Here is a 10,242-nt window from a genome sequence, read left to right as displayed (position 1 = left end):
CTTGGCCGAACTCTGGGCTGAGCTGGCCAGCGTGACTGTATTCGTCGATTCCTGCGTGCACGCGCGCAGCATCGGCGCGCTCGATGTCGCCGACGCGGCGGCCGCTCGCCTGACCGCAAACAGGGTCTGTGGCCAGGCGGTTGACCAGTCCCTGCAACTGCATGGTGGATACGGCTACATGCGCGAATACCCAATCTCGCATGCGTTCGCAGACGCTCGCTTCCTGCAGGTGATGGCCGCGGCCTACTCCAATCCTTGCGACACCCTGGCATCGACCGTGGCTTTGGACGCCACGGCACCGCGGTGAACACCGGCGCCGGACGGTCTCGACGTTATGGCGACGAGCCCAGAGCGAGGATCTCGTCGAGACTCTCCTGCATCGAGAGCCATAGCAGATCCAGGTCTTTGAATACCTCTCCGTCGGCGTTCATCGCGATACAACACACGCCGCAGTGAGTGCACATCGCCGACGTCAAAACGGTGCCGGGCAAAGGCGCAAAGACGTACATCCGGTCGAAGCGCGCACCGGCGATGTAGCGGTCCTCGGTTATCCCTGGCCACGAGCTGGTCGTGAGCACCGCTCCACCGACAGAACCAAGGATCGCCGCGGCCACACCCGAGGGGGTGCGGTTGAGAATGGGGGTGATGGCGCCGAGGAATCCCAGCGCGGGTTCAGACCGCACGTGATGGACCCGCTCGCGCATCGCGCGGATTCGTTCGGCAGGGTCTTCTACACCGGAGGGCACAAGAAAGTACGCTGCCGCGAAATCGTTTCCGCCCGTGGCGTTATCAGCAGCGCGCATCGCCACGGGCATCGATATCGGCACGTCGCCCAAATCTTCGCCGTTGGCGGCGCAGTAACGCCGCAGCCCTCCGAGCAGCGCGCTGACGAATGCGTCGTTAAGCGTGCCGCCGGCGGCCTTTGCCGCACGTCGTAGGTCGTCGAATTCACATTCCATGGTCCCGAATCGCCACATCCTTCGCGACCCGCCACGAAGGATCTTCGACGGATTCTTCGGCGGCGGCCCCGCCACCCGGGCCAGCGACGACACGTAATCAGCGGTGGAGCGAAGGTCGCCAACCGCTTTGATGAGGGCGCGTCCGCCTCCGACAATAGCCTTCGGGGTGCCGGTAATCTGTTGGCTGAGCTGCTGAGCCGCGACACCGATAGGACTGCGCCGCACAGGTTTGCGCGCCGGCGTGGGTTTGTCGGTCTGATGCTTCCGGCTCGTGTTCAGGACACGCTCATGCAGCCGCGCCAGCGCCAGCCCATCCATGAAGACGTGGTGAGCGTGCATGACGTAGGCCGCGCGGCCATCCTCGAGCCCTTCTACGAGATAGCCCTCCCAGGGTGGTCGGGACCGGTCCAGCGGCGTTAGTCCGATCGTTTGCGCGAGTTCGAGCAGCTGACGGTGCCCACCCGGCGCAGGCAGTGACACCCGCCGCAGGTGGAAGTCCAGGTCAAATGACGGATCGTCCGCCCACATCGGCGGCCCAACCGGGACCAGCGGATCCACCACGCGCTGCGCGAACCGGGGAACGATCTCGACGAACCATTCATGGGCGGCCCGGAGCCGCTCCCAGTCGGGAACCGTGTCAAGCAGCTGAAGTACCACCCCAGACCACGCACCCTGCGGGTGCCGATCTGTGCGCCACATCAACGCATCCAGTTCGGACAACGCGGGATCGCGTCCCCAGCCTTCTAAGTCAGACCACAGTTGCTCTTGCTCTGTTGTCATCCTGACTTCTCCCGTCCGGAACCCGGCTCCCATGTCTGAGTCCGGAGATCGAGCTGACCATCACCTTTATCCAGCGGATCCGTAGCGGATTCGGCCGAGGCGCTGTCAGCCATCGGATTGCGGGCGAAATCGATGATGAGAGCCGCGGTCTCGGCGGGCTTCTCGAGCATCGCGCAGTGTGCCACGTCATCGAGGACTACCAGCCGCGCATGAGGAATGGCGTCTGCCAGCTGACGCCCCGAGGAGAGTGGAACGATTCGGTCTCCGCGGCCCCACAGCACCAATGCGGGCGCGCGTACCGCCCCGGGGGTAGCCTCCGCCACCGCTCTTCCGGCGGCTTGCGCGCCGGCGATGAATCCCGGAGCCGCCATCCTCGGCACCAACTCGTCGGCGAGCGATCGCGTGATGCAGCGCGGCTCTGATACGGCGAGTGCAAACAGTGCGGTCCGCAAGTACCGCCACCGCGCGATAGCCCGCGGCACGGTGTGGAATCCAAACACCTTGTCGAATAACCGGAAGCCCAACAAGATCGCCCGCAATCGCAGTGCACCGATGTTGTCGCTGCCGGAGTCGATCAACATCAAACCGTCGACCCGGCCGGGATGGTCGCACGCCACCTTGAGTGAGACGAGGCCGCCCATCGAGTGCCCCACGATGGTCGCCCTCGCCAGGCGCAGCTCATCGAGTAGTCCTATTACCGTCGCGACCTGTTCCGCGAAGACATCACCGGCGGCCACGGGTTCTGATGCGCCGAACCCGGCGAGGTCAAGCGCGATCACACGGGCGTGGCGCGCGACGGCCGGCAAGATGCGCAGCCACCATTGCCACGCCCCTCCCTGGCCGTGCACCAGCACCACCGGACGACCGGTTCCGACGTCCACGTACCGTATGCGTCGCGCGCGCACGGCCGCGTCGTGTGTGTACGGGGTCCAGTCGATTCCCGCCCACTCGCGGTCAGCACGCTCCCATTGCGCGATGTCTGTGCTCGCCCGGCGGCGTCTGCGCAACCACGGGCGCCGGTGCTTCGAACTCCGCATTATCACGGTCCCTGACCATCACTCGATCTCTGTGCGCTCGTTTTTGCGACGACCTGTATCAGAATACATGTAAAGAGGATCCAGTCAACGCCGAAAAGAACGATCGTTCGCATTGATCCTCGCCCACAACTTGGAGCACGATGACACGGGCCGAGACGTTTTCAGCCAGCACCGCGGCGAGCGGTTCGCCAGAGCTATTGGCGCGGCCCGTAAAAGGCGTCGAAAGCGTTTTGGTCGTAGATGTGCTCCCACGCTTCGGTGAGTTGTCCGTTGCTGGCCGTCGCTATGAGACAGATTCGCGCTTCGAGTGTCGTGCCATGCCGCTCGCGGCGGTGGATGTAGAGGACTCCGGCGTGGTGCTGGCCCTCGAGAGTGTCCAGCAATTCGAGGCTGAGTGTGCCGGGCTGGCCGGCGATGATCCCGAACGCGGAAAGGACATTCCCGCGCCCGACGTGGGTGCCGGCGGCCGGCTGACTGCGACCGGGGCTGTGCCAGCGGATGTCGGGGTGCATCAGCGCCGCGGCGGCATCAACGTTGCCGTTCTGGAAGGCCGTCATCGTCTGGACGAGCACGTCGATTGCGTTCGCGGTGTCCGGTGTCGCCGTGTCCTTCACCATGAGGTCAGCCCGCCGTCGGCGGGGTAGGCGGTGCCGGTTACGAACGAGGACTCATCGCTGGCAAGGAACAACGCGACTTGGGCAATCTCCTCGGGCTGCCCACGCCGGGCCATTGGGGTCATCATCTCGGCGCCGGCGGTGAGGTCCCGGTGCGTCTCGGTCAGCTTCTGCAGCAGCGGCGTGTCGATGATGCCCGGGCAGATCGCGTTCACGCGGATGCCGGCGGACGCGACCTCGCCGGCGACCGCCTTCGTCAGCTGAACGACGCCGCCCTTGCTCGCGCAGTACGCGCTGAGCATCGGCATCCCGACGATCCCTGCGACCGAAGCGGTGTTGATGATCGACCCCGACTCCTGACGTTTCATGATCGGCAGCGCGAACTTGATGCCGAGAAACACGCCGCGGAGGTTCACCGCCACGACGTGCTCGAAGTTCTCCAGCGTGCACTCCTCGACCGGGCCGAGCACGCCGTCGATCCCAGCGTTGTTGAAGAGGACGTCCACTCGACCGAACCGCTCCATCGCCGCGTCGATTAGCGCCTCCACGTCCGACGTCGACGAGACGTCTGCCTGGACGGCAAGCACGCCATCACCGAGCCCGGCAGCGACATCGTTCTGCGCTCCGGTGATGTCGGCGAGGACGAGTTGTGCGGCCTGCGCGTGGAAGAGCTGTGCGGTGGCGCGGCCGATGCCGGAGCCGGCACCGGTGATCACGGCGACCTTGTCTTTGAGTCGGTTCATGGTCGTGGCCTCTTGTAGGAGCGAATGTTTGGGATTGCTGGGGCCGTCACGCCACTTCGACCGGCCGCTCGATGTTCAGCGGCTCACCGCCGAGGCGCTGGATCACATCGGAGATCTGCCGATCCCAGTGCACGGCGTACTCGGGGTCGGCTGAGGCTGCCATGTTGAAGAAACTGACCTCGTTGATCCCGGCGTCGATCATCTCCTGCACGCGCTGCGCGACCCGCTCCGGGCCGCCCCACACCAGCGCGAAGTCAGTCACCTCGTCCGGAATGCCGGCAGTGAGCTCCTCAGCCTTCTCCTTTGTAACGATGTTCACGTTGACATCGCGCGACCAGTTGAAATCGCCGAGCGGGTGCTCGTATCCCCACTTCTCCCACGTTTTCGACGAATCGATCGACGCCGCCGCGATCGCGATCCACCCATTGTTCGGATGCCGCGCCATCTTCCACGCCGTGTCGTCATCGTCGGCCAGGATCGTGCACACCTGCGCGTTGAACCGGAGCTTCTGGGGATCGCGGCCAACGTCGTGCGCGCGCTCTTTGATGTTGTCGATCAGGGCCTTCATCATGACGTTGTCGTTCCCCGACCCGCCCGGCAGATAGGTCAGCCAGCCGTTCCCAACAGTGGCAGCGAGCCGTTGGATCCGCTCGCCAGCGCCGACGAACAACAGCTCCGGAGCGCCGGCAGCGTGCATCGGGATCGGGAACACCGCCTCCTTCAACGGCCAGAACTCCGACTCGCGATTGATCGGCTTGCCCTCCGACTCCCACAGCGCGATCCATGTGTGGACCGCCTCCTCAAGCCGCGTGAACGGTTTGGAGCGCACCTCGCCATACGGCTCGAACTGCTTGTTCTCCCCCGCGCCGATCGCAAAGGTCATCCGCCCGTTCGACATGTGCTGCAACGTCATCATCTCCTGCGCCATCACCGCCGGTGACCGGCGCAGCGGATCGATCACCGCCAACAGGATCTCCATCTCGCGCGTCAGCACAGCCGCTGCAGCACACATCTCCATCGACCCGAAGAACACGTCCGAGAAGAAGCTCGTCGGCGCGCCCGGATCCGACGCCGAGACCGGCGGCTTGAGCATCCCCGACGGGTTGGTCGAGGTCATCTGATCCGGGAAGTCGATGAACCTCCAACCCAGCTTCTCCGCGCGCGGGATCGACTCAAGCGCCTTGTCCATCGGCGGATACATCGCGCCGATCAGACCAAACTTCACCGACATCCGCCGACCTACCTCTCGATTCTGTCGTCCGGGCTCGTCCATCGATCCACTTGTGATTTGTGATAATCATCTTCAGAATGACAGTGACTGTCAAGAAGATAATCGCTACCATCGACGCATGAGTGCGACCACGCCCGCCAAAGAACGCCGACGAGCCCGCGCGCGACGCGACATCGCGCAAGCCGCCGTCGAGCTGTTCGAGGCCAAGGGCTTCAGCGCGACCACGACGGAGGAAATCGCCGACGCCGCCGACATCTCGCAGAGCACCTTCTTCCGCCACTTCGCGCGCAAGGAGGACCCGATCTTCTACGACCTTGACGAACGCCTCGAAGCGATGAAGGCCGAGTTCGCACGCCCCGACCACGCCACCGCCTGGCAGACGATCCGCGCCGCGTTCATCAGCAACGCCACCCGCTGGGAGACTGAAGACCCCACCACCCTGCGACGTGTCCGCCTCTTCCACACCGAACCCGCGCTGATCGCCCGCTACCTCGAGTACTGCCTCACCTGGGAAGACGCCGTCGCCGCACTGTTCGCCCAGGAACGCGACACCGACCCCGAGTCAGACTTCCACGGCCGGCTCATCGCCGGCGCCGCCGTCACCGCGTTCCGCGTTGCCTTCCGCTCGCATCTCGCAAACCCAGGACATGGCCTCGCCAACTACCTTGCCGAGGCCTTCGACCAGCTCGCACATGGCCTCCCCGGTTGACACCCGAGGAGGGTCCGCCGTTGGCGGCTAAGGCTTGACGAAGATATCGAGAGCCACCAGAACCACGAAGACGGCCAGCACGTAGCCTTCGAACAACGCCCGCAGGGCGCGCGGGGCGGCCCGCAGATCCATGAAGTGGATGCCGATCAGCCGCACCTTGAGCATTGCGATACCCACAATGATCGCGGCGCCGACCGAAGCAAATCCCGCCCCTTGCTCGACCCCGACCAGAAACGATCCGAAGGTCAAGGCCAGCAGCAGCACCCACACCAGGGTTACCCGACGCGTTGCGGTCATCGTCACCTCACCAGATAGAACAGTGCGAACAGGACCACCCACAGCAGGTCGACCATGTGCCAGAAGATCCCGCCGGTCTCACAAAGCCGCGCCTGCTTGTCGGTCAACTCCGCTCGCCGGATAACCACGATCAGCCGGCTCAAAACGGCGAGACCAATCAGCACGTGCATGAGGTGAATGCCGGTGAACATGAAGTAGTAGGAGAAGAATTCGCCGCTGCCAACCCCTTTACCAGCCGCGAACAGCTGGGTCCATTCGACAGCCTTGACGGCGACGAAGCCCGCTCCGCAGCACAACGCGCCCGCGATAAGCTGCCACGCGCCCGCGTGCCTTCCGCCGAGGACCCGCTGCACGGCCAGCACCACCAGCAGCGAACTAGACAGCAGCAGAACGGTATTGACGGTACCGAGCGAAACGTGCAGCTCGGCGTGGTCGCGTGCGAACACTGCAGGGTTCTTGCCGCGGGAGTACATAAACGTCGCAAAGAACAAAGCGAACACCGTCATGTCGCCCAGTACGAAAACCCAGATACCTTCTTCGCCGGGCACTCTCCGGCCTGGGTCGGCGGACGTGCCGGGCGCGCCCGATCGCCGGAGCAGGGTCATCGTTGCAGCGGACTCCGCGCAGGTTCGTTCTCGGACATCGCCAGCGCGATGGAGTCGCCTTCTGAGGCCGCAACGCTCACCCACAGTTGCCACGCCATGATCAGGAACCACAGTCCGAAGAACACCGCCACCATCCAGAACGCCAGCAGGCCATTCCACGCGAACACGCCGTCCTTGAACAACACCACCAAACCGCCCGCGGCGAAGATAAACGCACACCAGAGGTTGAAGTAGCCCAGCCACCGAGGCCAAATCGCATGTGTCGCACCGAGGATCGCAAATCCAATGGCCAAGCACTGGATCGTGGCGGCCGGCCAGTTCATGACAAACGGCAGCCATCCGAGGTCGTTGAGGGCCTGGGTGATCTGGGGATCGCGCTCGGGACGGTAGGAGGCCGCGGCGAAGGCAAAAGTCGGCATAATGATCGCAACCACCGCCAGCCCCGTCCCGACAAGCTGCGTGTAGGCAAGCGGGGAATACCGTCCGCCTTCCATCTGCCTGATGCGAATCGCCATAAGCGCACCAAATGGCGCCTGTAGGCCCGCGGCCGCCAGCAAAATGACAAGCCCCAGTCGTTTCAGCCCGGTGTTGGTCGACCAAAACCGAGCTATCTCAACGGCGGTCCGCATCGGTGATATCGGCGGAAGCAGACCGGTCATGATGATCGCTGGGAACAACAGCAGCACGAACACTGCGCCGCTGACCGCCATCGTCTTCTGAATACCCTGCGTCATCGCAGAATCCCTTCTTCCCGAGGCTCAAATCGCCCGGGGCTGCCCGGACGACCCACGACGACGATGGTTTAGACCGCGGCTTTGTCCGAACGAGGAGCCGAGGTTGCGCCGTTGGAGAAGACAACGGTCGGGCCGACAAGCAGCGCCTGTGTCGGGTCCTCGGGGTTGGTGGCGATTCCGTCGCCGGGTTTCACGCCGCCTTCCTCGCACATCTTCTGCCACATCGACATGCGCGTCGAGCGCTTCGGCGTCAGCTTTCCGTACGCGAAGATCCGCCACAGAGTCCAGTTCGGCGCCGGCAGAGACTGCGGTCGCCCGACGAGCTTGTGCAGGACGAACATCCAGCCGACCATCATCGCCATCATGATGGTGGTGGCCACCCAGCGCGCCGCCACCGGCAGCGTCGAGTTGTGTGCGAGAAGGTGAATCCAGCCTATCCCGAAGTAGTTCATCATCATGCCGGTCGGCGCGACGAGCAACAACCACAATTTGTGCGCCCCCTTCAGGCGCGGCACCGCGAAGGCCAACATCGCGCCGATGGTGACGAATGAGCCGCCATTGATGAAGCCCCACCAGTAGGGGAAGTTGAGGAACTTGTACGGCTGCACGCCGTAGTACTCGTAGGTCCGCAAGTTGATGCCGATCGTCTCCATTACCGCATCGGTGACGATGCCCAATCCCAGCATCATGACGAAATGCCGGGCATGCGCTCCGTTGCGGATAACGAAATAGCAGAAGTAGGACTCAAGGCCGAGAAACGCCACGTAGCACAGCGGGATGAGCGCGGGCACGGTGATGCCGAAGTTGGTGAAGGCCGGCACCAGGTTCTTGGCCCAGTGCAAGTGTCCGAGCATGTCGAGCATGGGTTCGCACTGGCTACAGATAAATCCGCTGGCAATCACCAGCAGAGGCGTGTAGTTCTTGCTCCGCATCGCCGCCCTGATTGCCCAGGGCAGCGCAAAGATCACCGCGGCTGCGCCGGCAACAAAGAAGAACGTGATCTGGGCTGGCGCGCTGGCGATGAAGTCACCGGGGCTGGGCTTGATGTTGGGCGGCCAACCCTCGTGGCCGACCAGCGGCCACCAACTCAGACTCTGCATCGAACTCATCGGTTGAGGACCTTTCTGACTGTTGATGCCTCGTAGCGGTGTTGAAGTGCGGTTTGCCGGTGCCAGTGACGACGGCAACCCCCTCCGGCAGGCGTGGACAGCTCACCCTAACATCATGTTCAGACAACATGTATACCCCTTTTTGAAGAGTGGTTAGATTCTTCTGATGGGATACGGTGACATGCGCAGATCGCAGGTAAGGTTTCGGCGATGACCGACATGACGCGGCGAGCAGTCGGTCGGCGACAAGCGGTCGGTCGGCGGCGCGTGGTGGACACCGACAGCGCATCGGCAGCGGATAGCATCTTCGCGGCCACCGCGCGCTTGTTGGCGCGGCAATCGTTCGCTGAGATCAGCGTCGCGCAGATCCTCACCGAGGCCAAAGTGTCCAGGGCAACCTTCTACTTCTATTTCGCATCGAAGTTTTCCGTGCTCAGTGGGCTGCTCGAGCGCGCCATGGACGACATCTTCGAGACGGTGCAACCGTTCCTGGCCCGGTCCGGCGAGGACTCGCCGACGGTTGCCCTGCAGCGCAGCATCCGGGCTGTCACGCAGGCCTGGCATCGTCACCGACCGGTGTTACAGGCGGCCAATCATCACTGGCACTCCGAGCCAGAGCTGCGCGATCTGTGGTTGGCCATCGCCGAACGCTTCATCGCCGCCGGCGCTGTCGAGATCGAACGCGAACGCACTGCGGGGATGATCACCTCGCCAGTGCCGGGCAGAACGCTCGCGTCAACCCTGTTCTGGGGCACAGAACGGGTGCTCTACATCGCCGGGCTGGGTGTCGAACCGAGTCTCGCCGATGAGGAGGCCGCCGTCGACGTGTTGGTCTCCATGTGGCGAGGCACCCTCTACGCGCCGTGATGAGCCGGTCGCCGCCCCGGCTCTCCGCCGGCGTGACGCTTCGAAATGCTCACTGCCGCAACGGCAGCGGCAGCTTTTCGGCGTCCTTGAACAATGCGTCGGTTCGGCGCACGTTGTCGGCGCCGCGGGGATGGACAATTTGCGGCCACCAGAACCAGCGGCCCAGCAACGTGGCGATCGAGGGCATGAATAACGTACGCACAATCAGTGTGTCGAGTAGTAGACCCAAAGCGATGGTGGCACCCATCTGGGCGACAATCCGATCGTCGCTGCCGAGCATGGCAGCCATGGTGAAGGCAAACACCAGGCCGGCAGACGTGACGACCGTGCCCGTGCCGGCCATCGACCGGATGATTCCTGTCTTGAGTCCAGCGTGGATCTCATGCCCGATTCGATGGACCAGCAGCAAGTTGTAGTCGGATCCGACAGCTAACAAGATGATGACCGCGAAAAGCATGACGGAAAAGTGGAGCCTGATACCGAAGAGGTCCTGCCAGATGAGCACGGAGAGTCCGATGGACGCCGCTATTGAGCTCGCGGCGGTGCCGACGATAACC

At 63.7% G+C, this 10,242-nt stretch carries 13 protein-coding genes; 3 read left to right on the top strand and 10 right to left on the bottom strand.

Features of this window, described 5'->3' with window-relative positions:
• Nucleotides 1-307, top strand: a 307-nt coding sequence (locus VNW74_RS20600) for an acyl-CoA dehydrogenase family protein (protein WP_325680202.1), incomplete at its 5' end; no start/stop codon positions are given.
• 25 nt (nucleotides 308-332) lie between these two features.
• Here the strand turns inward: VNW74_RS20600 and VNW74_RS20595 are convergent.
• From VNW74_RS20595 to VNW74_RS20575, 5 genes are all read right to left on the bottom strand, one after another.
• The gene (locus VNW74_RS20595) at nucleotides 333-1,739 is read right to left on the bottom strand and encodes a wax ester/triacylglycerol synthase domain-containing protein (protein WP_325680200.1); all 1,407 of its coding nucleotides are present in this window, start codon (nucleotides 1,737-1,739) and stop codon (nucleotides 333-335) included.
• A complete protein-coding gene (locus VNW74_RS20590) occupies nucleotides 1,736-2,776 on the bottom strand; it encodes an alpha/beta fold hydrolase (RefSeq protein ID WP_325680198.1) in 1,041 nt (346 codons plus the stop codon). Before VNW74_RS20590 ends, VNW74_RS20595 begins: the two co-directional genes overlap by 4 nt.
• 194 nt (nucleotides 2,777-2,970) lie before the next feature.
• The gene (locus VNW74_RS20585) at nucleotides 2,971-3,393 is read right to left on the bottom strand and encodes a nuclear transport factor 2 family protein (protein ID WP_325680196.1); all 423 of its coding nucleotides are present in this window, start codon (nucleotides 3,391-3,393) and stop codon (nucleotides 2,971-2,973) included.
• Nucleotides 3,387-4,133, bottom strand: coding sequence for an SDR family NAD(P)-dependent oxidoreductase (locus tag VNW74_RS20580; protein ID WP_325680194.1), 747 nt, complete (start codon nucleotides 4,131-4,133; stop codon nucleotides 3,387-3,389). Before VNW74_RS20580 ends, VNW74_RS20585 begins: the two co-directional genes overlap by 7 nt.
• A gap of 46 nt (nucleotides 4,134-4,179) precedes the next feature.
• The gene (locus VNW74_RS20575; protein WP_325680192.1) at nucleotides 4,180-5,364 is read right to left on the bottom strand and encodes an LLM class flavin-dependent oxidoreductase; all 1,185 of its coding nucleotides are present in this window, start codon (nucleotides 5,362-5,364) and stop codon (nucleotides 4,180-4,182) included.
• Between the two features lie 118 nt (nucleotides 5,365-5,482).
• Between VNW74_RS20575 and VNW74_RS20570 the strand changes: the two genes are divergently transcribed.
• Nucleotides 5,483-6,073, top strand: coding sequence for a TetR family transcriptional regulator (locus tag VNW74_RS20570; protein WP_325680190.1), 591 nt, complete (start codon nucleotides 5,483-5,485; stop codon nucleotides 6,071-6,073).
• A 27-nt stretch (nucleotides 6,074-6,100) separates the two neighbouring features.
• On the opposite strand, the gene VNW74_RS20565 is transcribed toward VNW74_RS20570, so the two are convergent.
• The 4 genes from VNW74_RS20565 to VNW74_RS20550 all read right to left on the bottom strand — a co-directional run bounded on the left by VNW74_RS20565 (nucleotide 6,101) and on the right by VNW74_RS20550 (nucleotide 8,818).
• Complete coding sequence (locus VNW74_RS20565) at nucleotides 6,101-6,370, bottom strand: cytochrome C oxidase subunit IV family protein (protein WP_325680188.1); 270 nt, start codon at nucleotides 6,368-6,370, stop codon at nucleotides 6,101-6,103.
• Between the two features lie 2 nt (nucleotides 6,371-6,372).
• Nucleotides 6,373-6,975 carry a cytochrome c oxidase subunit 3 gene (locus tag VNW74_RS20560; protein ID WP_325680186.1) on the bottom strand — a complete coding sequence of 201 codons (603 nt, stop codon included), beginning with the start codon at nucleotides 6,973-6,975 and terminating at the stop codon, nucleotides 6,373-6,375.
• Nucleotides 6,972-7,709: a hypothetical protein gene (locus tag VNW74_RS20555; protein ID WP_325680184.1), complete on the bottom strand. Its 738-nt coding sequence runs from the start codon at nucleotides 7,707-7,709 to the stop codon at nucleotides 6,972-6,974. The genes VNW74_RS20560 and VNW74_RS20555 overlap by 4 nt, the downstream gene beginning before the upstream one ends.
• Before the next feature lie 68 nt (nucleotides 7,710-7,777).
• Nucleotides 7,778-8,818 (bottom strand): hypothetical protein, encoded by a 1,041-nt coding sequence (locus VNW74_RS20550; RefSeq protein ID WP_325680183.1) that lies wholly within the window; start codon nucleotides 8,816-8,818, stop codon nucleotides 7,778-7,780.
• A 210-nt stretch (nucleotides 8,819-9,028) separates the two neighbouring features.
• Here VNW74_RS20550 and VNW74_RS20545 point away from each other — a divergent pair, with 210 nt between their 5' ends.
• Nucleotides 9,029-9,685 (top strand): TetR/AcrR family transcriptional regulator, encoded by a 657-nt coding sequence (locus tag VNW74_RS20545; RefSeq protein WP_325680181.1) that lies wholly within the window; start codon nucleotides 9,029-9,031, stop codon nucleotides 9,683-9,685.
• Between the two features lie 49 nt (nucleotides 9,686-9,734).
• On the opposite strand, the gene VNW74_RS20540 is transcribed toward VNW74_RS20545, so the two are convergent.
• On the bottom strand, nucleotides 9,735-10,242 hold a 508-nt coding region (locus tag VNW74_RS20540; RefSeq protein ID WP_325680179.1), incomplete at its 5' end, for an MMPL family transporter.

The organism is Mycobacterium sp. (assembly GCF_035570115.1).
In the GTDB taxonomy this organism is placed as follows: domain Bacteria; phylum Actinomycetota; class Actinomycetes; order Mycobacteriales; family Mycobacteriaceae; genus Mycobacterium.
This window is presented reverse-complemented; position numbering and strand designations above follow the sequence as displayed.

Bases quoted from the DNA above. Each gene is read 5' to 3' on its own strand.
- VNW74_RS20555 (WP_325680184.1), bottom strand. From the start codon at position 7,709: ATGACGCAGGGTATTCAGAAGACGATGGCGGTCAGCGGCGCAGTGTTC.
- VNW74_RS20550 (WP_325680183.1), bottom strand. From the start codon at position 8,818: ATGAGTTCGATGCAGAGTCTGAGTTGGTGGCCGCTGGTCGGCCACGAG.
- VNW74_RS20575 (WP_325680192.1), bottom strand. From the start codon at position 5,364: ATGTCGGTGAAGTTTGGTCTGATCGGCGCGATGTATCCGCCGATGGAC.
- VNW74_RS20545 (WP_325680181.1), top strand. From the start codon at position 9,029: ATGACCGACATGACGCGGCGAGCAGTCGGTCGGCGACAAGCGGTCGGT.
- VNW74_RS20565 (WP_325680188.1), bottom strand. From the start codon at position 6,370: ATGACCGCAACGCGTCGGGTAACCCTGGTGTGGGTGCTGCTGCTGGCC.
- VNW74_RS20580 (WP_325680194.1), bottom strand. From the start codon at position 4,133: ATGAACCGACTCAAAGACAAGGTCGCCGTGATCACCGGTGCCGGCTCC.
- VNW74_RS20570 (WP_325680190.1), top strand. From the start codon at position 5,483: ATGAGTGCGACCACGCCCGCCAAAGAACGCCGACGAGCCCGCGCGCGA.
- VNW74_RS20585 (WP_325680196.1), bottom strand. From the start codon at position 3,393: ATGGTGAAGGACACGGCGACACCGGACACCGCGAACGCAATCGACGTG.
- VNW74_RS20560 (WP_325680186.1), bottom strand. From the start codon at position 6,975: ATGACCCTGCTCCGGCGATCGGGCGCGCCCGGCACGTCCGCCGACCCA.
- VNW74_RS20590 (WP_325680198.1), bottom strand. From the start codon at position 2,776: ATGCGGAGTTCGAAGCACCGGCGCCCGTGGTTGCGCAGACGCCGCCGG.
- VNW74_RS20595 (WP_325680200.1), bottom strand. From the start codon at position 1,739: ATGACAACAGAGCAAGAGCAACTGTGGTCTGACTTAGAAGGCTGGGGA.